Origin of the sequence: Magnetovibrio sp. PR-2, assembly GCF_036689815.1 — a bacterium.
Taxonomy (GTDB): Bacteria; Pseudomonadota; Alphaproteobacteria; order Rhodospirillales; family Magnetovibrionaceae; genus Magnetovibrio.
Map to the genome: position 1 here is coordinate 58,661 of NZ_JBAHUR010000001.1, position 24,862 is coordinate 83,522.

22 protein-coding genes and 1 tRNA gene are annotated in these 24,862 nt (G+C 55.8%); 15 read left to right on the forward strand and 8 right to left on the reverse strand.

The window, feature by feature from the left end; genetic code table 11:
- Window positions 1-240: 240 nt before the first annotated feature.
- Window positions 241-1,167 (reverse strand): EamA family transporter RarD, encoded by a 927-nt coding sequence (gene rarD / locus V5T82_RS00315; RefSeq protein ID WP_332893579.1) that lies wholly within the window; start codon window positions 1,165-1,167, stop codon window positions 241-243.
- A gap of 121 nt (window positions 1,168-1,288) precedes the next feature.
- Between rarD and V5T82_RS00320 the strand changes: the two genes are divergently transcribed.
- From V5T82_RS00320 to V5T82_RS00335, 4 genes are all read left to right on the forward strand, one after another.
- Window positions 1,289-1,474 carry a Flp family type IVb pilin gene (locus V5T82_RS00320; protein ID WP_332893580.1) on the forward strand — a complete coding sequence of 62 codons (186 nt, stop codon included), beginning with the start codon at window positions 1,289-1,291 and terminating at the stop codon, window positions 1,472-1,474.
- 133 nt (window positions 1,475-1,607) lie between these two features.
- Entirely contained in the window at window positions 1,608-2,951 is a 1,344-nt protein-coding gene (locus tag V5T82_RS00325; protein WP_332893581.1) for a (Fe-S)-binding protein, read from the forward strand.
- A gap of 160 nt (window positions 2,952-3,111) precedes the next feature.
- Complete coding sequence (gene fabF / locus V5T82_RS00330; protein WP_332893978.1) at window positions 3,112-4,389, forward strand: beta-ketoacyl-ACP synthase II; 1,278 nt, start codon at window positions 3,112-3,114, stop codon at window positions 4,387-4,389.
- Window positions 4,390-4,501: 112 nt separating this feature from the next.
- A complete protein-coding gene (locus V5T82_RS00335) occupies window positions 4,502-5,338 on the forward strand; it encodes a UDP-2,3-diacylglucosamine diphosphatase (RefSeq protein ID WP_332893582.1) in 837 nt (278 codons plus the stop codon).
- A gap of 12 nt (window positions 5,339-5,350) precedes the next feature.
- Here V5T82_RS00335 and V5T82_RS00340 read toward each other — a convergent pair whose 3' ends face one another.
- The 6 genes from V5T82_RS00340 to hemC form a co-directional block, all read right to left on the reverse strand.
- Window positions 5,351-7,192, reverse strand: a complete 1,842-nt coding sequence (locus tag V5T82_RS00340; protein WP_332893583.1) for an ATP-binding protein — start codon at window positions 7,190-7,192, stop codon at window positions 5,351-5,353.
- Between the two features lie 187 nt (window positions 7,193-7,379).
- Window positions 7,380-7,455: transfer RNA gene (locus V5T82_RS00345), tRNA-Thr, on the reverse strand.
- A 71-nt stretch (window positions 7,456-7,526) separates the two neighbouring features.
- Entirely contained in the window at window positions 7,527-8,873 is a 1,347-nt protein-coding gene (locus V5T82_RS00350) for a heme biosynthesis protein HemY (protein WP_332893584.1), read from the reverse strand.
- 20 nt (window positions 8,874-8,893) lie between these two features.
- Entirely contained in the window at window positions 8,894-10,171 is a 1,278-nt protein-coding gene (locus tag V5T82_RS00355; protein ID WP_332893585.1) for a COG4223 family protein, read from the reverse strand.
- A 48-nt stretch (window positions 10,172-10,219) separates the two neighbouring features.
- Entirely contained in the window at window positions 10,220-10,924 is a 705-nt protein-coding gene (locus V5T82_RS00360) for a uroporphyrinogen-III synthase (RefSeq protein WP_332893586.1), read from the reverse strand.
- A 9-nt stretch (window positions 10,925-10,933) separates the two neighbouring features.
- The gene (gene hemC, locus V5T82_RS00365; protein ID WP_332893587.1) at window positions 10,934-11,932 is read right to left on the reverse strand and encodes a hydroxymethylbilane synthase; all 999 of its coding nucleotides are present in this window, start codon (window positions 11,930-11,932) and stop codon (window positions 10,934-10,936) included.
- Between the two features lie 96 nt (window positions 11,933-12,028).
- Here hemC and tsaD point away from each other — a divergent pair, with 96 nt between their 5' ends.
- From tsaD to acs, 7 genes are all read left to right on the forward strand, one after another.
- Window positions 12,029-13,099: a tRNA (adenosine(37)-N6)-threonylcarbamoyltransferase complex transferase subunit TsaD gene (gene tsaD / locus V5T82_RS00370; RefSeq protein ID WP_332893588.1), complete on the forward strand. Its 1,071-nt coding sequence runs from the start codon at window positions 12,029-12,031 to the stop codon at window positions 13,097-13,099.
- A 65-nt stretch (window positions 13,100-13,164) separates the two neighbouring features.
- Window positions 13,165-14,154, forward strand: a complete 990-nt coding sequence (locus V5T82_RS00375) for an NAD(P)H-dependent glycerol-3-phosphate dehydrogenase (protein WP_442917027.1) — start codon at window positions 13,165-13,167, stop codon at window positions 14,152-14,154.
- Between the two features lie 38 nt (window positions 14,155-14,192).
- Window positions 14,193-14,471, forward strand: a complete 279-nt coding sequence (locus V5T82_RS00380; protein WP_332893590.1) for a YciI family protein — start codon at window positions 14,193-14,195, stop codon at window positions 14,469-14,471.
- Window positions 14,471-14,755, forward strand: a complete 285-nt coding sequence (locus V5T82_RS00385) for a YciI family protein (protein ID WP_332893591.1) — start codon at window positions 14,471-14,473, stop codon at window positions 14,753-14,755. Before V5T82_RS00380 ends, V5T82_RS00385 begins: the two co-directional genes overlap by 1 nt.
- A gap of 12 nt (window positions 14,756-14,767) precedes the next feature.
- Entirely contained in the window at window positions 14,768-15,184 is a 417-nt protein-coding gene (locus V5T82_RS00390; protein ID WP_332893592.1) for an EVE domain-containing protein, read from the forward strand.
- Complete coding sequence (locus tag V5T82_RS00395) at window positions 15,181-15,510, forward strand: Rieske (2Fe-2S) protein (protein ID WP_332893593.1); 330 nt, start codon at window positions 15,181-15,183, stop codon at window positions 15,508-15,510. The genes V5T82_RS00390 and V5T82_RS00395 overlap by 4 nt, the downstream gene beginning before the upstream one ends.
- Before the next feature lie 197 nt (window positions 15,511-15,707).
- Window positions 15,708-17,648, forward strand: coding sequence for an acetate--CoA ligase (gene acs / locus V5T82_RS00400; RefSeq protein ID WP_332893594.1), 1,941 nt, complete (start codon window positions 15,708-15,710; stop codon window positions 17,646-17,648).
- A gap of 970 nt (window positions 17,649-18,618) precedes the next feature.
- Here acs and V5T82_RS00405 read toward each other — a convergent pair.
- A complete protein-coding gene (locus V5T82_RS00405) occupies window positions 18,619-18,852 on the reverse strand; it encodes a DUF1674 domain-containing protein (protein ID WP_332893595.1) in 234 nt (77 codons plus the stop codon).
- 167 nt (window positions 18,853-19,019) lie between these two features.
- Between V5T82_RS00405 and rsmB the strand changes: the two genes are divergently transcribed.
- The 4 genes from rsmB (at window position 19,020) to V5T82_RS00425 (ending at window position 24,749) form a co-directional block, all read left to right on the forward strand.
- Window positions 19,020-20,297, forward strand: coding sequence for a 16S rRNA (cytosine(967)-C(5))-methyltransferase RsmB (rsmB, locus tag V5T82_RS00410; RefSeq protein WP_332893596.1), 1,278 nt, complete (start codon window positions 19,020-19,022; stop codon window positions 20,295-20,297).
- A 101-nt stretch (window positions 20,298-20,398) separates the two neighbouring features.
- The gene (locus tag V5T82_RS00415) at window positions 20,399-22,054 is read left to right on the forward strand and encodes a heparinase II/III family protein (protein WP_332893597.1); all 1,656 of its coding nucleotides are present in this window, start codon (window positions 20,399-20,401) and stop codon (window positions 22,052-22,054) included.
- Window positions 22,055-22,067: 13 nt separating this feature from the next.
- Window positions 22,068-22,781, forward strand: a complete 714-nt coding sequence (locus V5T82_RS00420; RefSeq protein ID WP_332893598.1) for a glycosyltransferase family 2 protein — start codon at window positions 22,068-22,070, stop codon at window positions 22,779-22,781.
- Between the two features lie 114 nt (window positions 22,782-22,895).
- Window positions 22,896-24,749 (forward strand): polysaccharide biosynthesis protein, encoded by a 1,854-nt coding sequence (locus tag V5T82_RS00425; protein WP_332893599.1) that lies wholly within the window; start codon window positions 22,896-22,898, stop codon window positions 24,747-24,749.
- Window positions 24,750-24,862 lie beyond the last annotated feature (113 nt).

Sequence of the window (24,862 nt, forward strand, 5' to 3'; positions counted from 1 at the left end):
GCAGGCGACATCCAGGGGCGCTATTATTACCGATTGAGAACGTGTTCAACGCATTTCGGGTGCGCACCGACGCAAACAATTGGCTTAAGGTCACATTAACCATAAGACCGGCATCGCCGGCGTCCGGTGTTGAGCCGCTCAAAGCGAGGTCGTGACGCTTTGTTATTCAATGCCAGGATGGGTGTATTTGGGCCGCTCCAAAATTGCTTCGCAAACGGTATGGATCGCACCCCCGAACATCTACGGGCGGACTTCACGCGACGACCCCCAGCCGTAAATGCCCAGCGCAAGCCAAATGCAGGCGAAAGCGATGAGGTGTTCCAGTGTGAACGGTTCATCGAACACAAACACCGCCAAGACAAATTGTCCCGTGGGCACGATGTACATCAGCAGCCCAAGGGACGACAGCCGCAAGATTCGGGCGGCCCGGGCGAACAACAGCAACGGCAGAGCGGTCACAAACCCCGTCACAATCAACAGCGCGGCGTCTGTCAAACTGTTGAAAAACACAGCGGTCCCGGAAAAGGCAGACAGCCACACGATGTAGGCCATCGCCCAAGGCAGCAACAGCAAGGTTTCAAGATACAAACCGGGCAGCGAGCCCACCGGCGCGGTTTTCCGCACCAATCCATAGATGGCCCAGCTCACAGCCAAGCCAAACGACACCCAGGGAAAAAGGCCAAGACTCATGACCAAAAACCCAACCCCAAATCCAGCAAGGCCGACCGCCGCCCAAGCCGTCGTACGCAAGCGTTCGCGCAAGATCACCACCCCCAGCACGACGCTCATCAGCGGCGAGATGTAATAACCCAGGCTGGATTGCAGAACCACGTCGTTGGCGACGGCCCAAATGAAAATGCCCCAGTTGCAGGCCACGGCGGCCCCTGAGAGCGCCATGATTCTGAGCGTTTTCGGCTGATAAAATGATTTTGAAGATAGCTCCCGCCCCCGCCCGACCAAAACCATCAGGACAATCACGAAGACCAACGACCACGCCGAGCGGTGCGCCAGCACCTCCAACGCTGGGATATGCGCGACTTGTTTGAATACCAAGGGGAACATGCCCCAAATCAGTGTCGAGCCGACACCCAACAATACGCCCTCTCCCGGCGAAGCGCTGAGCGCACTGTCCACACGCTGGGAGGCTGGAACAGGGCTGTTATCCATGACAAATCAATCCATTGAGCCAATACGATTGCCTGTGACCAAAGGGTGTTCACCGTGGGATGAATCCAGTACACTCTGTCCACTTGCTGGATATATCTTAGGGGCCGCAGAGGGATTTTCGATGTTTAAATTTTATGTCTCGAAGGTGCGGGCATTTTTGTCTTCTGAACAAGGGGCCACCGCCATCGAATATTCCTTGATTGCTGTGCTGATCTGCGTCGCCATCGTCGGCGCGCTGAACTTGTTTGCGGATAGTATGGGCAACATGTTCAACTCCATTTCCAACGCTGTGGAAAACGCAAACTAGCCGTCTTGTCGTCTTTGCAACAGCCTTTCTCCCTCAAAACCAACCCAAAGTCGCCGTTTTGAGCGCCTTTTGAACTGGTGCGTCTTTTGCTTGTCTCTCTTCATCTGTAGCCAAAATTGTAGAGCGGACGACGATGAAAACCTTTCTCGACTGGTCGGCGTATGAAGACGCCGGTATGGGCGATGCCTATGCCGATATCCCCAAACACGGCGGCGATTTTGCCAAAGCCGTTGCCGCGTGCATCAACAGCCGCCAATGCGAACAGCTGGGCAAACAGGTCATGTGCCCCAGCTATAAGGTCAGTGAAAATCCGCTTCTGTCCACGGGCGGGCGGGTGAAACTTCTCAAATCGGCCCTCAACGCCGAAAACGTCGACACCGCCTTGGCCGACCCCGACCTGATTGAGGCCATGGAGCTTTGTGTTTCGTGCAAAGGCTGCAAGCGCGAATGCGAAAACAACATCGACATGCCGTTGATCAAAGCCGAATACCTCGCTCACAAAGTCGCGCGAGATGGCTTAAGCCTGCGCGCACGCCTGTTTGCCTACGCGCCGCACTGGCTGGAGCGTCATGCATGGCTGAAACCCTGGGTGCGGCTGAAAAACCAACAGGCTTGGCTGTCGCGTATCGCCTTGGCGGTTTTCGGTTTGGCCGACCGCCCCCTGCCCGAGCCTGCCGCCAAAGCCTTTTCATCGCCGAAACCCCAAATGGGCTTAGACGACAAACCCCACGTCGTTTTGCTGGCCGATACCTTCACCCGCCATTTTGAACCACACATCGCCCAAGCCGCTATCGACATTTTGCGCCATGGCGGTTACGGCTTTGAAGTGTTGGAACCTTTGGACATTGATCTTGAACCTACACGTGCCTTGTGTTGCGGGCGAACGTTTTTGGCCCAGGGCTTGATCGATCAAGCCCGCACCGAGGCTAGGCGCTTGTTCAAGGCGCTCAAACCCCACATCGACGCCGGGCGCATCGTTGTGGGGTTAGAAGCGTCTTGCGTGTTGGGCCTGCGCGACGATGCCCAAGCCTTGGGGCTTGACGATGACGTGAAGGTCTTGGGCAAATCCGTTTTGTTATTTGAAGAATTTCTCGCCAAAGAAATCAAAGCCAAACGTTTGGATTTGGATCTTGCGGACATGCCCGCCAACGCCTTGATCCACGGCCATTGCCACCAAAAGGCCGTTGGCGCGATGAAGTCCGTGCGCCGGGTTTTAAAAACCGTGCCCGAACTGGACTTCGACATGATCGACGCCAGCTGTTGCGGTATGGCGGGGACTTTTGGGCTGGAAGCGGAGCATGCGGAAATGTCTCAACAGATGGCAAACCAAGCGCTGATGCCGACCCTTGCTCAAGACCCGGACGCCATCGTCATCGCCAATGGGTTTTCCTGCCGCCAACAAATCAAAGCCTTGGGCGATGATCGCCCCCGCCACATCGTCGAAATCATTGCCGAACGGCTGGCCCCTAAATCATAGCTCAAACCCGCGTCATCAAATCATAACACGACTGTCATGGTCGTGACTTGGCGTGCCGACATGCTTGATCGTTAGAGATTCGCGCATTTTGCACAGATCACAACGCTGGGGGTTTCCCGTGAACAGGTTAAGCAACCCGCCGATCGGTTCCGTCGATTATATGAGCGCCGCCAACCCGCACAGCGGCCGCGAAGCGTTCACCCGCCGTGTTGTCATCACCGGTCTTGGTATGGTGTCCCCGCTGGCCGACGGCGTCGAGCCCTCCTGGAAACGCCTGCTCAATGGCCGTTCGGCTGTGCGCCGCATCGAAGGGTTCGATGTCGACGACATTCCGTGCAAAATTGGCGCACAAGTCCCGACCGAGCACGATGAGCATGCTTTCATCGCAGACGATTATATGTCCGCCAAAGACCAGCGGCGCACGGGCAAGTTCATCATGTTCGGCATGGCGGCCGCCAAGCAGGCCATCGAAGACAGCGGCTGGTCCCCCGACGGTGAAGCGTGTCTGCGCACGGGTGTCTTGCTCGGCTCCGGCATCGGCGGCTTAAACGAAATTTCGCGCGGCACCCACATCGTCGATGAAGGTGTGCGCAAACTCAGCCCCTTTTTCATCCCCGCAAGCTTGATCAATCTCATTTCCGGGCAAGTCTCCATCCAATACGGCTTTCAAGGCCCTAATCATGCCATCGCCACAGCAGACGCCACGGGCACAAACGCGATTGGTGATGCGGCGCGCCTGATCCAGTGGGGCGACGCCGATGTCATGATTGCCGGCGCTGCCGAAGCCATTTGCTGTCGCCAAGGCTTGGCTGGGTTTTCCCGCACCAAAGCATTGAGCACGCATTTTAATGACGACCCTCAGGCCGCGTCGCGCCCTTGGGACCGCGCACGCGATGGCTTTGTTTTGGGCGAGGGTGCAGGCGTTGTTGTCCTAGAAGAGCTGGAGCACGCCAAAGCGCGCGGTGCTCAGATTTATGGGGAAATTGTTGGCTATGGCATCACCGGCGATGCCGACCCGTCCACCACGCCAACATCCGTGGGCGCAGAGCGGTGCATGCGCGCCGCGTTGAAAAAAGCCCATCTAAACCCAAATGACCTAGGCTACATTAACGCCCACGGCACATCCAGCGCCGCCGATTCCATTGAACTCGCCGCCGTGCAGAATGTCTTGGGTGACGCCGTGTCTAGTGTGCCCATGTCTTCGACAAAATCAGCCATTGGTCACCTGTGGGGTGCAGGCGGCGCGTTGGAAACGATCTTCGCCCTGCTGGCCATCCGCGACAACGTCGTGCCGCCCACGTTGAACCTCGATAATCCCGAAGACACGACCATGGACTTGGTTGCCCATGAGGCCCAAGAGCGCAAGGTCGACGCCGCCATGACCAACTCGTTCGGGTTTGGTGGGGCAAACGCGTCCTTAATCGTGCAGCGTTTTTAAACCGTCATCTTTGTCATCAATCTTTTGCCCGTCTGCCACCGAACAGTCACATTGCCAATGTTATGGTTTGCCAAGCGATTCGCTGATGGCTTTCGGGCAAGGGCATTCGGTCATGGATGACACCGCACATAACCACGTTTCTGTACTTCCGACCGACTCACGTCGTTACCGCACCATATTTCTTTCTGATATTCATCTGGGCAGTCTCGGCTGTCAGGCCGAAATGTTGCTGGATTTTTTGCGCGTGCACGACTGTGAAAAGCTGTATCTGGTGGGTGACATAATCGATGGGTGGCGGCTGAAGCGGTCTTGGTATTGGCCTCAAGCCCATAACGACGTTGTGCAGAAAATTTTGCGCAAGGTCCGCAAGGGAACGCATGTCTATTTCATCCCCGGCAACCACGATGAATTTGCCCGTGAATTCATTTCCCACAGCTTCGGGGGCGTCGAGGTGGTCGAAAACCCCATCTACGAAACGGTCGATGGGCGCAAGCTTCTGGTCACACACGGCGATGAATTTGATTCCGTCATTCACTATGCCAAGTGGCTCGCTAAAATTGGGGACAGTGCTTATTTATTTACGTTGGTTCTCAATCAATTCCTCAACCGCGTGCGCAGACGGCTTGGATTTCCCTATTGGTCCCTGTCGGCGTATCTCAAATACAAAGTCAAAAATGCCGTCAACTTCATTGCCCAATATGAAGAAGCCGTCGCCACATTGGTAAAACACCGGGGCCACGACGGCATCGTTTGCGGTCACATCCACCACGCCGAAATGCGCGAGATTGCCGGCGTCTTGTATTGCAACACCGGCGATTGGGTCGAAAGCTGCTCGGCGTTGGTTGAACACGACGATGGCCACTTGGAGATTTTGCACTGGAATGACGAGGTGCGCGCCGGTTGCGACACAACCACCCAGACTCAGCCCATCAACATGGCTGCTGAGTAAAATTCCAAAAAATTATTCAATCACCACGGTTTTCACCGGAATGGCAACGGTTACCGTTGTCCCGACACCCAGTTCGCTGGTGATATCCAAAGTCCCGTGGTGCGCTTCGACCAAGGATTTGACGATGGACAGACCCAACCCCGTGCCCTGTTGAGCGATGTGCGGGTCTGTATGGGTTTGCGCAAACGGATCGGTCACCGTGTCGACCTTGTCCGCCGGAATCCCCACCCCGGTGTCGGAGATCTGTATAACCACCAGTTTACTTTGGTCCATCACACGCACGCTGATCTCACCACCCGGACCCGTGAATTTCACCGAGTTGGACATAATGTTCAAAATAATCTGCGTGATCGAACGCCGGTCAGCATACAAAGTCGGGCACGGTTTAGCGATGTCACTGTGGATTTTAATTTGATTGTCTCGTGCCGCAGTCTCCACATTGCGCAGGCATTCCTGCACGATTTCGCCAACGTTGATGTCTTCGTTGGTCATGGGCCGCTTGCCCGCTTCGATGGCGGCGATATCCAACATATCGTTCACCAGCGCTAACATGTGCTGCCCACTGGAATGAATATCGTCTGCATAATCGGTGTATTTGTTGGCACCGAGCGGTCCAAAATACTGACCGCGCAACATCTCACTAAAGCCCAAAATAGCGTTAAGCGGCGTGCGGAATTCGTGGCTCATCGTGGCCAAGAATTCAGATTTCGCTTGGTTGGCACGCTCGGCCTCCACCAAGGCGGCTTGCAATTGTTTCTCCGCAATTTTGCGTTCCGTGATGTCCCGGCCTTCGGGGATGAGAAGCTCAACCTCACCGTTGTCGTCCAGCATGGGCTTCATGGAAAAATCGATATGCGACAATGAGCCGCTTGGATTGGGATGAAGCGTTTCAAAGCGCACAAATTCACCACGCCGGGCCCGCGCGGCGGCTTGTTTCAGCTTTTCTTGTGTTTCGCGAGAATGTGCCCACCAGGGCCCTTCCCAAAAGGGTTTGCCCAACACATCGTCGGCCCCGACGTCGGCAAAATCCAAGGCCGTTTGGTTGGCTTCGATCAATGTGCCGTCGGGCAACATCAGACCGATAAACTGAAAACTTTGATCAAACACGGCGCGGAACAGACGCTCGTTCTTTTGCAATTGTTCAACGGAATCGGCCAGCTTTGTCTGCATGGTGTTGAGCGCATTGGCCACTTCGTCCAGCTCGTCCACCATCTCTTCGCTGGAATGCTCGCGGTCCAAAACCACAGGTGCGACATGGGTGTCGAACGAAATAGACCGTGTATGATCGGCCAAGGTGACCAAGTGGCGCGTCACCAGTTCGCGGAAAATCAAAAACAAAGCCACAGCCAACAAGAACGTCCACAGACCGAAGGCCAACAGCGATTCCAAGGCGGCCCATATCACCCGGTCGTAAATGACCTGTTTACCCGCCGAAACCGTCAACAAACCTAACTGGATGTCCCGACCTTTGGTGGAATAGATCAAGGGGATGTATTCGATAACGACGTCTTCGGGGCTTTCTTTGCCCACCGCCCAGCGGTCCCCTTCCGGGGTTTCAATGGCGGCAAAATCAATGCCTGGGGTGTTGAGCAGGCCTTCGAGCTCAATTTCGATTTGTTTTTGCGAAAAGCTCCAAATACTGGCCGCCAAGCTCGGCCCGTGGGTGACGCGGATGTTTTCGAACCGTTCTTCCAGCAGCGCCATTTCATTGTGATATTGAAGAAACGTCTGTACCGTGGTGGTGATCAAGGTCGCCGAAATGCCAAGAATCAGCAGCGCCGCCGTCAGGCGGTGTGCGATCGCGCCGGAAAAATGCGCGGTCGGGTCAAGTTTTTTCAGCAAGTGTTGAATCATAAGTGCTGATCTTTCGTCCCCACGGACTTCCCCAAGTGCAATTGTAAACAATTGCTCCTTCTTTAAATTCTCTCACAGATCACCACGTGGGGAAACTGTTTATGGCGCAAGCTTCGGAAAAGAGGAGCAAAAATGCATCAGGCCCCCTGTCGAGGGAGCCTGATGAGCACACGATGGTGCAAAAAAATGGTGCCGATGAGCAGACTTGAACTGCTGACCTACGCATTACGAATGCGTTGCTCTACCAACTGAGCTACATCGGCCTAAGAGGTGTCTTTAAGACGGGCTCTTTTAATCCCCGAAATCGCTGCCGTCAACGATGTTTGCTAGAAAATTAGCTCTCTGTCGTCAACAGCAGCGTTTGTTCCACTGGCGCCGCCAGCATATGAAGACCCTGAGGCGTGGTCCAATCTAAGGTGTCGAAGCCATGACATTTCGGACAATGCGCCGTCCAGTCTGCCTCCACATGGCCGCAATCTCTGCAGACCCAGGCCGGGTCATCCTCAGCCGTTGCCGCGCGGGCCAACCAATGGCGCACTTGGTCGGCATTACCCCGGTCTTTTTCTTCCAGCTCCGCCATCAAACGGAAGACTTTGCGGGTTTCACGCCCCACTTCCATGGCGGCGCCCAAATGCGTGCGCACCTGCCCCCAAAGCCCCGCTTCCAAAGCCGCTTCGGCCAAAGCGATGTAGCCTTCGGGATGGCCGGGTTTGTGGGCGGTCAGCGCCTCCAGCGCTTTGACTTTTTCAAACGCATCCTCGGCCCGCTTGGCAGAGAAATACAAGCGCACCAAATCCGGGTGGGGGGCCAAGCTCCAGGCTTTTTCAAGCACACCTTGGGCTTTGTTGCGGCTGCCTTTATCGATGTAGACAATCGCTAAGCGTTTGGCCGCCGCCGTAAATGACGTGTCCAAGGACACGGCCTTTTCCACCATCTTCAGTGCCTTGCCCTGATCCCCCAGCTTTTCGGCTTCCAGGCTTTGGCCGTAGGCGACGATGGCTTGGGCGTGTTTGGTTTCGCCTTGGGTCGGCGCGCTCAATTTGCCCAGCTGTTTGAGCGCTTCCCCGGCTTCAACCCAACTGCCCGCGCGCGCTTCAAGCTCGAACAAGGTTTCGGCCACCCATTGGCTTTTGGGTTTGAGCTCGCGCGCCCGGCGGGTCAATTTAAGAGCCGTTTCATCGTCACCGCGCTTCATAGCTTGGTTGAGCAAACCGCGCAGACCCAAAAACTCCATTTCCGGGTCTTCCAACATCAACGTAAAGAACGTTTCCGCCGCTTGTTCATCCCCGTTCAATTGGGCCGATTGGGCTTTGAGCAACAGTGTGAGCGGCGGTTCGCGCAGCAAACCGTCAGCCCGAATAACCTCTTTGCGAGCCTCTTCAGCGTCACCTGCCGCCACGGCCACCATCCCTTTGGTGAGCGCTTTATAGCCCTTGCGCGAGCGCCGTTCGCGCATGGCAGCACTGATTTGTCCAGGCGCGCGGGTGATAAACAGCCAAAAGCGATAAACCAAGGCCGTGATCACGGCAAATCCCAAAACCGCGCCGCCCAAGACGCCTGCTGACGTGTCCACGCGCCACCCACCCCAATTGAGCGAGACTTCGCCGGGATTGTCGGCAACCCAAATCACACCCCAAGCCAAAGCGCCTACGGCAATGATAAACAAAATGATGCGCAGCATATGCGGGCTCCTCATGGCGCTCACCTCGCCCCAGTTGCGGCCAGAGCGGCAAGGGCATGGCTGTGCAGTACAGCCAGCGCATCCAGGGCTTCAGCCCGGGCGTTGGCCATCTGCAGCCAGCCTTGGGCGGCTTGGGCTTCTGCGCCATGGAGTTCGTTCAACGCCGCCACCGCTGTTGGCATATCGCGTTTGCTCAGCGCCAGCTCGGCAATCGCCAAGGCGCGTTCCACCGGATCGTCAATGCGCGCCGGATCGGTTTGGCGCACCACAACCAAATTTGACAGCGTGCCCGTCACTTCATCCAACCAGCCGTCTCGTTCTTCAGCGTTGTGCGCCTTCATCACCGCCACGGCCACGGGCTTAAAGCCATCCACCAACTCAGCTTGGGTCGGAACGCCCCGGTCAGCGAAAGGTTTGAGCCGTGCACTCGCCGTCGCAACCACCGGGTCTGCGCCGGCAATGCGCTCCAAAGCCATCAACTGTTGGGCAAACGGCGCGGCGCGGTCAATCGCACTGTCCAATTGTGTCACGGACAAGATTAAGGCTTGTGACGACGCCGTCGGATCAATCGCGCGGGGCTGTGTTTCCACCGTGGAGACCCGCGTTTTTAAGGTCGCCATGTCGGCGCGCAGATCCGCGATCAGAGCGGAAATGTGGGCCGTCGCTTCATTGGACAGCTTTGCGCCGTCATCACCCGATTGGGCCTGCGTGCTGAGTTGCTGTTCCAACATGTTCAGACGATCCGTAAGGCCTTGCATCATCGGTTGGATGTCTTCACCCACAGGGGCGGATGGTTGGTTTTGAACTTGGGACTCCAATTCCTGCAAACGCTGGGCGAGGGCTTCGGTTTCGGCTGGCGTTTGAGGCGCGGGTGCACTCACCACGGGCTCGACGGGTGCCGGGGCCGGAACAGGCGGTTCTTGCGGCGCATAAGTGGGGGCCGGTTGGGGGACCGATTGTGGGACAGGTTGCGGCGCTGCCTTCGGCTGTTCCACCCTTGTGTCTGCCGTTTCACGCGGCAGGGTCGGCTGCGTCGGGCGGCGTTCTAAGCCCATGAATGATTTGGCTTTTTGGATATAAGGTTCTGCCGTTTTATGAACGTCGTCCCCCAGGTACGGCCACGCGGCATAGCCCCCGTAGGCTACCACCAACACCAGCGCCAACAGCCACACAAAGCCAGCCCCTTTGGGCTTTTCTTCAGCCTCGGCGGTCACATCCTCAGCGGGTGCTGGGCTTTCGCTGACTTCGGGCGCGTCGGCTTCGATATCAACCACGGTCTTATCGGTATTGTCGGTCATGGACGCTGTGTCCCCCACATTTTCTAACCACGATTTTATATTAGTACATTATGTTTCGAGTAACGCCAAAAGCGAAGTTTGATCGGGCTCATCGGCAATGTGGATATTTTGCCAGTCGAGCTCCTGAATTTCATCCGCGACGGCTAAACTCAAACAATACGCGCTCACGGATGCCAGATGTTGGGCCAAGCCCGCAGCTTTGACCAAACGCGCAAAAGCGGCACCTGTGCGTGGGGAATACAACAAGACCCCGTCCAAAGACCCCGCTTTTAGGGCGTCTTGCGCCACTTGCGGCAATTCGTTTGCTTTAATGGCCTGATACAGCACTTCGCGACGGTACGTATAACCCTTCTGTTCCAAACACCCAGCCAAATCGCCCGCGACTTTGGTGCCAGCGGGATGCAGCAGGGCACCGCCGTCGGGCGAGCATTCGGCCTCCGTCAAAGCCGCCAAGGCCTCCACATCGCCAGAGGCACTTTTGACCGTGTCAAACCCCAACGCAAAGGCTTCGCGCGCGGTGGCATTACCAACACAGAGAGCGGGCAAGAACCGCTCCGCCGAACGCCCCGCAAATGCGCGCGCACCATTGGCCGACGTGAACAGCAAAGCTTGAACCCCGTTCAGGTCCAGCTCATCACCCGGATACAGTTCGATGTCCAACAGCGGTGCGGACAGGCCGTCATGACCCAATCGCTTCAACTGAGCCAGCAAGCCAGGATTGTCGGCGGCGGGACGGGTAACCAATACGCGCATGGACGTCCCTTATGACTGCGTCGGGGCTGTGGTCGGGGCGTTTTCCAACGCCTGCGTGACCAAAAAGTCCGGACCGATTTTGGCTTTCAGCTCTGCGCCCGCGTCCCGGCCCAGGGCTTCGGCGGAGGCCAAATCCCCTTGGCCCGCGCGCTCAACCCGGTGGACTTCAGAACCGTCGGGTTTGCCGACAAAGCCCAAAAACGTCATTTGACCGTCCGCACTCAGTTGCGCATGGGCGGCAATCGGCGTGCGGCACGACCCGTCCAACACCGCCAAAAAAGCGCGCTCGGCTGTGACGCGAATGAACGTTTCTTGGTGATTGAGCGCGGCCAACACGTCATTGGCGCGGACGTCGTTTTCCATACACGTGATGCCAATGGCCCCTTGGCCGACGGCGGGCACAAAGTCTTCTGGGTTCATGGCCTGGGTGATGTGGGCCTGCATCTCCATGCGGTTGAGCCCCGCACACGCCAACATGGTGGCGTCCACGTCTTCGGCTTCCAGTTTTTTCAAGCGCGTCTGAACGGTGCCGCGAAAGGTCACGACCTTCAAATCCGGACGGCGCGCCTGGATTTGCGATTGGCGGCGCAAAGAAGCACTGCCCACCACCGCACCTTGGGGCAAATCTTCAAAGCTTTTGGCTTTGAGCGAAATAAACGCATCGCGCACATCTTCGCGCTCCAACATACACGGCAGGTGTATACCGTCGGGCAAATAGGTCGGCACGTCTTTCATGGAATGCACCGCAATATCGATTTCACCGTCCAGCATGGCGTCGTCGATTTCTTTGGTGAACAAGCCCTTGCCGCCCGCTTCCATCAAGGCGCGGTCTTGGATTTTGTCGCCGGTGGTTTTGACCTTCACGATTTCAATCGCGCCCTCTTGACCCAGTTCAGGAAACGCGGCGATCAGCTTGTCGCGGGTCTCATAGGCCTGGGCCAGCGCCAAAGGGCTGCCCCGGGTGCCGATGCGAAAAGGCGTGTCGTTTGAAGTGGGGGTCGCGGTCATATTCGGTCCTAGCTTAAAATGTAGTGGTTTTTTGAGGGCTGCCTGGCATAAAGTCCCGCCAGCGCCCTAAATTCATAAACGCCAAAGGCTTTATACATGATCGTTCTGGGGATCGAAACCAGTTGTGATGAAACCGCTGCCGCCGTCATCAAAATTGATGAAAACGGTCAAGGCACGATCTTGTCCGACGTGGTGTTGTCCCAGATCGAAGCCCACCGCCCGTTCGGCGGCATTGTGCCCGAAGTCGCCGCCCGCGCGCACATGGAATTTGCCGATCATGTGGTCAAACAAGCGGTTGAGGAGGCTGGTTTGAGCTTTTCGGAGCTCGACGCCGTCGCCGCCACGGGCGGACCTGGGCTGATCGGCGGCGTCATTGTCGGCGTCATGACGGCCAAAGCCATTGCTTCGGCCCATTCCATTCCGTTTGTCGCCGTGAACCACCTAGAAGGCCATGCCCTAACGGCGCGGCTCACCAATGATGTTGCGTTTCCCTACCTTCTTTTGTTGGTGTCCGGTGGGCACAGTCAGCTGTTGATCGTGCGTGGCGTGGGCGATTACACCCGTCTGGGCACCACCATTGACGATGCCGTGGGCGAAGCGTTCGACAAATCGGCCAAACTTTTGGGCCTGGGCTACCCCGGCGGACCGCCCATGGAGGCTGCAGCTGCCAAAGGCGACGCCACCCGTTTCGACCTGCCCCGCCCCATGCGCGGCAAGCCCGGCTGTCATTTTTCGTTTTCCGGGCTCAAAGCCGCTGTGCGGCGTAAAGTTGATGCTTTGCCGCCGGGCGAACTTTTGGATAAAGACGTGGCCGATATGGCCGCCAGTTTTCAAGCCGCCGTCGCCGACGTGATGGCTGACCGCACCAAACGCGCCATTGCCGAATTTAAATCCCAATGCCCTGAGGGCCGGCACTTGGTGGTCGCCGGGGGTGTCGCGGCCAACAAAGCTTTGCGCACGCGTTTAGAAGATGTCGCCCAACAAAATGGTCTCGAACTCGCTGCCCCGCCCATGAAACACTGCACGGACAACGGCGCGATGATCGCTTGGGCCGGGGCTGAACGCCTGTTGCAGGGCGATCAAGACGGGCTTGATTTTGCACCCCGACCCCGCTGGCCCTTGGACCCCGACGCACCGAAAGCCACAGGTGCAGGTGTTAAAGCCTAAGCGGCACTTGTTTCCAGCCAACGGAGTGTGCTTAAAACAATGCAGGACATACGGGAGACTTGAACGTGCAAAAAATCGGTGTCATCGGAGCGGGTGCTTGGGGAACGGCTTTGGCCATCGCGGCTGCGCGCGCAGGACGCGACGTTATTATTCAAGCCCACGAAGCCGAAGTGGCGCAAGCCATCAACGAAACCCATCAAAACACGGCCTATTTGCCTGGTGTACAGTTAGATCCCGCCATCCGCGCCACCACGGAACTCAGCGAAGCTGTTCAAGCTGACGCTGTGCTGCTGGTCGCCCCGGCCCAATTCCTGCGTCAAGTTTGCCAAAACGCAAAGCCCGACTGGCCCAAGGGTGTGCCCGCCGTGATTTGCGCCAAGGGCATCGAACAAGGCACCTTCAAACTGATGAGTGACGTGGTTGAAGAGACCTTAGGCGATGTAGCATCCGTCGCTATTTTGTCCGGTCCGACGTTCGCCATCGAAGTCGCAAAAGACATGCCGACCGCCGTCACCATGGCCTGCGTCGACGAACCCATGGGCCTAAACCTCTGCGAAGCGCTGTCGAGCCGCTGCTTTCGCCCTTATTATTCTTATGATATCGTGGGGGCGCAACTGGGCGGTGCGCTTAAAAACGTCATGGCCATTGCGTGCGGCATTGTTGAAGGCCGGAAACTCGGCGACAACGCGCGTGCAGCCTTGATTACACGTGGGTTGGCTGAAATTGCACGTCTGGGCCTATTACTGGGTGCGGACGAACACACACTGATGGGCTTGTCTGGTTTGGGGGATCTCACACTGACATGTAACGCTATGCAATCGCGGAACTTTTCATTGGGCGTGCAACTGGGCCAGGGCCGAACATTGGAAGACATTTTGGCCGAACGCAATGCCGTGACCGAAGGTGTGTTCACCGCCCAAGCCGCTGCCGAGTTGGCGCGGCGCCAAAATGTCGATATGCCCATATGCCAAGCGGTCGATGGTGTGCTCAACCACGGGGTCGATTTAGATGCGATCATTTCCGGCCTCCTCAGCCGCCCCTTGAATACTGAATAATCATTTACATTTAAGTACAAACGACGACGGAGACGGCTATGCTTTACGCCCTTTATTGCACCGATAAAGAAGACCATTTAGATGTTCGCCTGGACAATCGCGCGGATCACTTAGAGTACCTCAAAGCTCTAGGCGATAAGTTGATCTTTGCCGGACCAACGTTTGCCGACGACGAAGAAACCATGAACGGCGGCGTCATTGTTATCGACATGGACACCCGCGCAGATGCTGAAGCCTTCGCTAAAGACGATCCATACAATCGTCACGGCTTGTTTGCCACCGTAGACATCCGCCCCTGGAAAAAGGTCTTTGGTTGATGCGGTTCGCCATCGTTTGCACCGACAAACCCAACCAAGCGGACACCCGTGCCCAGCACCGCGAAGCCCATTTTGCGCACCTGGACGCCTATGCAGACCAAATTATTGAAGCCGGCCCTTTGTTGGCTGAAGACGGCTCACATTCCGTGGGCTCCTTGCTGATCGTAGAATTTAACGACCGCGCGTCCGCTGAAGCCTTCACCAACACAGACCCCTTTAGCCAAGCTGGTATTTTTGAGTCCGTCGTCATCCGCCCTTATAAAAAAGTCATCCCGAAATCTTAAGGTCGCGTTCTCATGCGTAAATGGTTGGTGAAATCTGAACCCGGGTGTTGGTCGTGGGCCGACCACGTGAAAGCCGGAACGGCACAATGGGACGGCGTGCGCAACCACCAAGCCGCTAACTATATGAAAGACATGGCCATCGGTCATCTGGCGTTCTTTTATCATTCGGTCAATGAAAAGTCCGTGGTGGGTATTTTAGAAGTGATGAAGGAAGCCTACATCGACCCCACCGATGCAAAGGGAAAGTTCGTCTGCGTCGATTTTAAAGCCCGCGAACGCGTCAAAATACCGGTGAGCTTAGCTGATATCAAGGCCAATCCACAGCTGGAAAACATGACCCTGTTGCGCCAATCGCGGCTATCGGTCATGCCGGTTGCAGATGACGAGTGGGACGAAATCCTCACCATGGCCGGGGGGCTAGAAACATGAACCAACGCCTTTGCGCCTATGACGACATAGAAGAAGACGGCTCCATCGCGATTGAAGCCACTGTCAACGGTGAGCCTGCGCAGCTGATGCTGATCCGCAAAGACGGTCTCGTTTATGCGTATAAGAATATTTGTCCACATATCGGCGCCCCTTTGGACTTCACGCCTGGACAGTTCTTAAATGCAGAACGCAACTTTATTATGTGCTCCACCCACGGCGCTCTGTTTCAGATCGAAGACGGGTTGGGCGTGTCTGGCCCCTGCCAAGGTCAGTCGTTGGAATCTGTTCCATGTCAGATATCCGAAGATTCTGTGTGGATCGACTGACATACACAATTTTGTGGTTTTCTGCCTTGCGTAAGGCTTAGAATTCCTCAATAATCGCGATCCACGCTGCACTGCACAATATTTGTGGTGAGCGCGAGCGGACCTGCTTCGTCTCAATAACAACAATGGTCTTAAGGCCAAAGTCGAAGTGGTAATACCCAAAACAACACCTCATTCCCAGGGAGGGACTATAAAAAATGACTGAATCCCACGTTTTTCCTGTGCCGGACGACGTAGCCAAGAACGCTTGGGCGGATAACGACAAGTACCTTGAAATGTATAAACAGTCCGTCGAGGATCCCGAAGGGTTCTGGGGCGAGCAAGGCAAACGCTTGGACTGGATCAAGCCTTACACCAAGGTGAAAAGCACCGACTTCAACATTCCCGGTGTATCCATCAAATGGTTCGAAGACGGCACGCTGAACGTGTCGGCGAACTGTATTGACCGTCACCTCGCGACCCGCGCCGATCAAACGGCGATCATCTGGGAAGGCGACGATCCCGAAGAATCCAAAAACATCACCTATCAAGAGCTACACGACGAAGTCTGTAAACTCGCCAACGCCATGAAAGCTCAAGGCGTTAAAAAAGGTGACGTTGTTACCCTTTATATGCCGATGATCCCCGAAGCCGCTTATGCCATGTTGGCCTGTACGCGCATCGGTGCGATCCACTCCATCGTCTTTGGTGGTTTCTCACCAGACGCATTAGCAGGCCGGATCCAAGGTTCATCTTCCAACTGTGTCATCACGGCGGATTACAGCCTGCGCGGCAAAAAAGCTATCCCCTTGAAAACCAATGCTGATGTTGCTTTAAAAGATTGCCCGTCTGTTAAATCCATGATCGTGGTTAAGCGCACCGGCGGCGACGTTGAGTGGGTTGAAGGTCGTGACATCTGGTACGACGACGCGGTTGCGGGTCAAGCCACCACGTGCGAGCCGGAAGAAATGAACGCCGAAGATCCGCTGTTTATTCTTTACACGTCTGGCTCTACGGGCGCGCCCAAAGGTGTTCAACACACCACCGGCGGCTACCTTGTTTATGCCTCTATGACGCACCAATACGTGTTTGATTATCACGATGGCGAAGTTTACTGGTGTACGGCTGACGTAGGTTGGGTCACTGGCCACAGCTACATCGTCTATGGTCCGCTCGCCAATGGCGCGACGACCCTGATGTTTGAAGGTGTGCCGAGCTATCCCGACGCTTCGCGGTTTTGGCAAGTTGTTGACAAACACAACGTCAACATCTTCTACACCGCGCCAACCGCCATTCGCGCTTTGATGCGTGACGGTGATGAGCCAGTTAAGAAAACGTCTCGTAAATCCTTGCGTTTGCTGGGTTCTGTGGGTGAGCCCATCAACCCGGAAGCTTGGAAATGGTACCACGAAGTTGTTGGTGAGGGCCGTTGCCCCATTGTTGATACTTGGTGGCAAACCGAAACGGGCGGCATCTTGATTACGCCGCTGCCGGGTGCAACCGCGTTGAAGCCGGGTTCTGCAACCCGTCCGTTCTTCGGTGTTCAGCCCCAAATCGTTGATAACGATGGCAATCCGCTAGAAGGTGCCACGGAAGGTAACCTCTGCATGACCGACGCTTGGCCGGGCATGATGCGCACGGTTTATGGCGATCACGAACGCTTCGAACAAACTTACTTCTCCACATACCCTGGTAAATACTTCACCGGTGACGGGTGTCGCCGCGATGAAGACGGTTACTACTGGATTACGGGTCGTGTCGATGACGTGATTAACGTTTCCGGACACCGCATGGGGACGGCCGAAGTGGAAAGTGCTTTGGTTGCACATGAAAAAGTTGCGGAAGCTGCTGTTGTCGGTGCACCGCACGACATCAAAGGCCAAGGCATCTACGCCTATGTCACCTTGAACGCCGGTGAGGAACCGTCTGACGAGTTGAAGAAAGATCTGGTCAAATGGGTCCGTTCTGAAATTGGACCAATTGCAACACCGGATTGGCTGCAATGGTCTCCGGGCCTGCCCAAAACCCGTTCCGGTAAGATCATGCGCCGTATTTTGCGCAAAATTGCTGAAAACGACTACGGCAGCTTGGGCGACACCTCAACTCTTGCGGATCCTAGTGTTGTTGACGATTTGATCGACAACCGCCAAAACCGCTAAACCCGGTTTCAAATAAGATCAAAGCGGCGAAGCTTAGGCTTCGCCGCTTTTTTTGTGCTTTCGCGCTAAACACGCCGTCAAAATAGAACCTTCATACCCTTTGGCCGTCTTTAGACCAAACTCGCATGTTCAGTCTCTACTCCTCCATAAACAATTAACCATAAATCACGAGATCACACAGGCTGGAATGCCCTAGAGTTCAAAACCTATCTTAAGATAGGCAATAATCTGTCCGTGAATTTCTATTAATCTTATTTTGTCACCCTTAGCGGTGCGGGTTACACCCAAAACCCCACACTGACTAAATAGTCAAAACCAGCTCCCCAAATAAATTTAGGGGTTATGGAGTACTCAAATAAGATATTCGTATTTACCTTTTTCTTTCAACAGACGTCCGTACAGGCACAATTCGCCTCTTAGCCTCCAATTAGTTCTAATTTTCAAGCTGTTACAAATGCTTCTTCCTACTTCTTTTCACTTTGATCACTACTGACATGAAGACAATTAGGATCAGAGCCCCTAGAACCCGGTAAGTCTTCGCAACAGAGGTCATAACTTAGCGAAACCCCTTGCCTTCCTTTTGGTAAGCTTGGCAATTTGGATGGGTTTCTTATTTTAACAGCCGGTTTGGCGGTTGCGAACCTCTCTGGAGAAGCCTTTTCGCCCATTCTATAGGGATGTTTAACTGCAAAGGAAGTTGTTCTGGGCTATTTGTCTGATTTTTTCGAACCGCTTTGACAAGGAAAATGTTGTACTTTGCCCATTTTTGCTGCGCTTTTCAGGGCAAACCAGGTCCATAAGGTCCCTTGGTTCAATCATTTCGATACCGGGGCTAAGGTTTCACATGAAGTCGCATAACGTTCGCCCTGTTTCTTATATTTTTAATTACGGATTCGTAACGGTATGATTTGCTGGGGGCTTCAACTGGAGTTGGCATGGGTAATATGGCTTGTGAAAGACGCGCTCTCATTTAGAAATCAACACAGCGACCGTTCTTTTCCCAGTCCCCAAAACGGGTAGGTTCGGCACCGTCACGGCCACCAATTTCTTTCGGATTTTCAGTATGTTCTGTAATCGTTACGTCTTCGGAATATTTAACATTTTGCTGGGCATAGTGTTCCGGCGGATTATTGCTCGTCGGCAGGCTTTTCGGATCCCAGAACTGGGCTTGATTCGTGGGCGTTATGGTGTCGTTGCCAGCCATGTGCGTAAAGTCCTCTCGAAAAAAATCGGCGCCGTTAACGCCCAAACATCAGCTTTCAGTGTAACCCAAGGAGCGAGCATGGTATAGGGTGAGAACACCCGCTGCTCTGATCCGCCCGTACACGCAATGAGCTTGATTGAAGGCCCAACACAAGGACTGACCGCTCCATGCCCCGCGCCGCCACCCTCGACCTTTTGGACCGCGTCTTACACCAGCGCCTGTTGCTGGACGAAGCCGTGCTTCAATGCACGGCCCTTTCCAAACTCAGCGACCGCGACCGGGCTCTGGCGCAGCAAATCACCCGCACCGTATTGCGTCATTTAGGTCAGATCGATTTCCTTATTTCTGAATATCTCGACAAACCCCTGGGGAAAAAGGGACAATCTGCGCTCAACGTGATTCGGCTGGGTATGGCGCAGCTGTTGTTTTTGGACATTCCGGACCATGCCGCCATCGATACAGCCGTTGATCTGTGCAAAGGCGGGCAGCTGTCGCCTTATCGCAAGCTGGTCAACGCCATCTTGCGCCGCACCCAGCGCGAAGGTCGTGACATGATTCCCGACCTCGACACGGCTGCGCTCAACACCCCCCATTGGCTGTGGGCCGATTGGGTTGGGACCTATGGGGAAGAGGTTGCCCGTGCCATCGCTGCCCAACACCAAATCGAAGCCCCCCTGGACTTAACCGTCAAAACAGACCCTGCCATGTGGGCCGAGCACTTAGAGGGCACCGTCATGCCCACCGGTTCTGTGCGTTTGATGAAGCACAAGGGAACCATTACGAAACTGGAAGGGTTTGACGACGGCGCGTGGTGGGTGCAAGACATGGCGGCCAGTATACCGGCCCGCCTTTTGGGCAACGTTGCGGGCATGGATGTGATCGATTTGTGTGCGGCACCCGGTGGAAAGACAATGGAATTGGCGTCTTTTGGGGCAAACGTTACGGCAGTGGATCGATCTGCAAAGCGGCTTATGAGGGTTCAGGAGAACCTCAACCGTACGGACCTCACCGCAGAACTTATCACTGCGGATGCTGCTCAGTGGCGGCCCAAAGTTCTGGCCGACGCCCTGTTGCTGGACGCACCCTGCTCGGCCACGGGTACAGCCCGACGCCACCCAGATGTTTTGCATCTGAAACAAAGCGAGGACGTCGATAAACTTGCCAACCTGCAACGCAGGCTGCTCGAAGCAGCCGTTGAGATGGTGCGCCCGGGCGGATTGATCGTTTACTGCACGTGCTCTCTGCAACGCTCAGAGGGCGAAGACCAAATCGAGGCCTTTATTGCCACCGACGCCCCTGTCGAACTGGCCCCCATCACCCCGGCTGAAGCCGGAACGCTCACCCAAAGCGTCACCGAAGCGGGATATCTGCGCACCTTGCCCCATTATCTCAGCGATCAAGGCGGCATGGACGGCTTTTTTGCCGCACGCTTAAGACGGACCTAACCACCTGAGGTTTCAGTTTAAATTTGATTGTTTCTGAAGATTAACAATAACCCGCGCCTTGCAACTTGCTCTCTTCTGGGGAAGCTGTTACGCATCGGTGCATGAGCTCACGTGCCCAACCCCCTCAAACGGCCTTATCACCGCTGGCTTCCAGTGGCTTTTTGGCGCGATTGCGCCGCGGCGGATTTCAAAGCACGGCGCTCTACCGTTTCACCTTGCGGGGGTCGACACCCAAAGGCGTCAAGTTTAGCGTGCCCGAACTTTGGCCGGGCGACCCCCAAGCAGGCCGCGCGCTCCTCTCCGGTGCGTTTCGCTTCGAGGACGAAGTGCACACCCTGTCCGCTGACGGGCACATGCACCAAAACGCCAGCTCGCACTGGCAAGCCTGGTTCCACGGCCATAGCTGGTTGAAAGATATCCGCGCCTTGGGCGGGAACGAAGCCAACAGTTTTGTTCGCGAACACATGTCCGCCTGGATTGACACCCACACCGACTGGTCGCCCATCGCCTGGCGCGCCGATGTTGTGGCGACACGCCTGATCCAATGGTGTCAGCATTGGTCGGTTTTGGCGGGCGATCCGCACGACGCGCTGCACACACACCTACGCCAAATCGCTGGGAGGGATGCCCGCCATTTGATGCGCTCGACACCGCCCAAGCAAGCGGGCTACCGCCGCCTTTTAGCCATCAAAGGCCAAGTGTTTGCGGCGTTTGCCCTGTTGGGCGGCGACGGCCGGATGTCCCGCGCCCTGCGCCTGTTGGAAGACGAAATCAACGCCCAAGTCTTGCCGGACGGCGGACACATTGAACGCAGCCCGGAACGCTTAAGCGACGTTTTGCGCGACCTTTTGGAACTGAAAGCCCTGTTGCACGCGGCAACGGGGGATGTCCCGCGATTTGTGCAAAATGGCATTGACCGCGCGGCGCCGATGTTGCGCTTGTTGCGCTACCCCGATGGTGGCCTGGCCGTATTTAACGGCGGGCTGGAAGGCGATCCCGTGTGGCTCGACCAGCTTCTGGCGCACACTGATTCCCAAGCCAAAGCCCCGGTCACAGCCCCCCATATGGGGTATCAAAAACTGCAAGCCGGCGACGTGTGTTTGATGATGGATTGTCAAAAGCCCAATCCGGTCGGTTACCTGCAACACGCCGGCACGTCAGGCTTTGAACTGTCCATCGCCAAGCTGCGTCTGATCGTGAACTGCGGTGCGCGCAAAGGCCTGAACGATCCTTGGCGCACCGCGCTGGCCGCCACGGCGGCGCATTCGTGCCTGGCCGTCAACGACAGTTCGTCGTCCACCTTTCATTTGGACGGAACGCTGAAACGCGGACCCAAGTCCATCATGTGCGACCGCCAAGACATCGACCAAGGCGCGTTCGTCGAAACAGCGCATGATGGCTATTTGGACACATTCGGGCTCACCCACCAACGTGCCATATTCATCGCCGCCCATGGCACGGACGTGCGCGGCGAAGATCGCTTGATTGGCACAGGGGGCGACTATTTCACCTTGCGCTTTCATTTGCACCCGGACGTCAAGGCATCACTTTTAGGCGACGGACAAGGTGTTATGTTGCGTTTGGCGGACGACAACGTCTGGCGGTTGCGCACATCGGCGCAAGACGTCAAATTGGAAAGCAGTGTTTACGCAGGCACCTTGGGCGCCCAACGGCGCAGCGAGCAAATCGTTTTAACCGGGCCTTTATCGGGAAACGGCGCGCTGATCAAATGGGCCATCACGCGCGAGGGGATTTAAGGACTAAATTTTCATGAATAAACTGAGTGTGATCATCCCGTGTTACAACGAAGAAGCCACCTTGGCTGAGGTTGTTGCTCAAGTCTCCCCCGCCGATACGGCTGGGCTGGAGATGGAAATTGTCATTGTGGATGACTGTTCGTCGGACGGCTCGCTCGCCATTGCCCAAGCTCTCGCCGAGGCCGATTCCCGTATTCAAGTGTTCCATCACCCCGTCAACCAAGGCAAAGGGGCCGCATTGCGCACCGGATTCGCGTCCGCCACGGGAGAACTGATTATTGTCCAAGACGCCGACATGGAATACGATCCCAACGACTACGCCCAATTGTTAAAACCGATTTTGGATGGACAAGCCGATATCGTCTACGGCTCGCGCTTTTTGGAACGCTCCGCCACTGAGGCCCACTATTTGGCCCACGGCCTCGCCAATCGTTTTTTGACAGGCTTTTCCAATCTGATGACACGCTTAAAACTCACGGATATGGAGACCTGCTATAAGCTGATCCCCAAAGCTTACCTCGATCAGATCGAAACCCGTGAAAACCGATTTGGAATTGAGCCGGAAATGACCGCCAAGCTTGCACACTTGTCCCCTAAACCCCGTTTTGTCGAACGCCCCATTTCTTATCAAAACCGCTCGTACGAAGACGGCAAGAAAATCGGCTGGAAAGACGGCGTCAGCGCCATTCGCTGTATTCTTCAATACAATTTGTTTTCCAAATCGTGATAGTCTCGCGTCGCATTCCTTAAACATTTGAAATTTACGGCCCCAATGTCTTTTCTGAACAGGTACCTGCCAACCAAGTCACGCAACATTGTCGTCTTCGTACACGATGTCATTATGGCAGCTGTATCGTTTGGCATTTCCATGGTTTTGCGTTTGGGCGATGTTGATAGCGTTTTGGCCAGCCACACGCTGATTCCCGGTACAGTTATCTTCTCCGTCACCGCCGCTCTGGTTTTTTTAAGCCTGCGCATGTACCGCGGTATTTGGCGCTATGCGTCCATGAACGATCTGTTCAATATGTCGCGCGCGGTGACGCTGCTGATCATCATTTTTTCCGTCGAGATGTTTTTGTTCTTCCGGCTCGAAGGTGTGCCGCGCTCTGTTCCGGTGATCAACTGGTTCGTGTTGTTGGCGCTGCTGGGGGGGCCGCGTTTTTTATACCGGACCCTCAAAGACCGGCGCTATGACTGGCATCTCAATCTCAATGCCACTCGCAAAATTCCCGTTTTGTTGGTGGGTGCGGGCGATGCGGCTGAAGTCTTTATTCGCACCGCGCAACGCTCGGAAAATTTCTCCTATCGTCCGGTGGGCATTGTTTCCGAATCCCAAAACCGTGTCGGGCGCTTCATGCACAACGTCGAAGTGCTGGGCACGGTCCATGATCTTGAAAACGTTGTGGATCAGCTCAAAGATGAAGACCGCCCGCAACGTTTGGTTCTTTCCAAAGACAACATCAAGGGTGCCAGCGTGCGCGAACTGATGGATGTCGCACAACAGCGCGGCTTAACCATCGGGCGCATCCCGCGTGTGGATGATTTACACTCGGGCGAAGAACAACAGATGCGGCTGCGCCCCATTGCCATTGAGGATCTCTTAGGCCGCCCCCAACAACCGCTGGATCGCGACGCCATGGCCGCATTGGTGAAAAACAAGCGGGTCTTGATCACCGGTGCGGGCGGCTCCATCGGTTCTGAACTGGTACGCCAAGTCGCCGCCATCGGCCCTACCGAATTGGTGTTGGTGGAAAATTCAGAATACGCGCTCTATTTGATCGATCAAGAGGTGGGCAAAGCCCATGCTGAGCTCACCCGCCATGCCGTGATCGCCGATGTGCGCGAACGTGAGCGCATAGATCATGTGTTCGAACGCTACAAACCCGAATTGGTGTTTCATGCCGCTGCGCTCAAGCATGTGCCGCTGGTAGAAGACAATCCTTTCGAAGGCATTTTAACCAATGCCCAAGGCTCGCGCATTGTCGCAGACGCTTGCGAAACCGCCGGGGTCCACATGATGGTGATGATTTCGACCGACAAAGCGGTCAATCCCACCAACATCATGGGGGCGACCAAGCGCATCGCCGAAACGTACGTACAGGCTTTGGACTTGCGCCGGGGCAGGGATACAGGAACACGGTTTGTCACCGTGCGGTTTGGCAATGTCTTGGGCTCGACCGGGTCCGTGGTGCCGCTGTTTAAAAAACAGCTGGAAGCCGGTGGGCCCCTCACCGTCACGCACCCGGACATGACACGCTATTTCATGACCATTCACGAAGCGGTCGAACTGATTTTACAAGCCTCCGCCATGGGCGGATCGAGCCACGCGACAGACGGCAAGCTGTTTGTCTTGGACATGGGCGAGCCGGTCAAGATCGTCGAGCTGGCGCGCCAAATGATCCGCTTGGCCGGGCTGGAACCCGATCTTGATATTGAGATCCAGTTCACCGGGACCCGGCCCGGCGAAAAGCTGTTCGAAGAAATTTTCCATGGCGCAGAGCCCCCGGTACCCACGGACGCACCGGGCATCTTGCTGGCTTCGCCGCGCACCCAGGACGTGGATCATGTCCGCGCCGTCTTGGATACATTGGACACCGCCGCCCGCGCTGAAAATTTGGACGATTTGATGAATGCGCTCAAAGTCTTGGTGCCGGAATATGCACCGCCGCCACAAGATCGACGCGCAAACGAATAAAATCCCCGCCCATCCCCAGAAAATTGCGCTTTTGTGACGCGGCGGGGCTAGCGTTCGCGCGCTCGGACTGGTATATGGCGAGCACCACTTTCTCGCCATCCAAATCTGGGGAA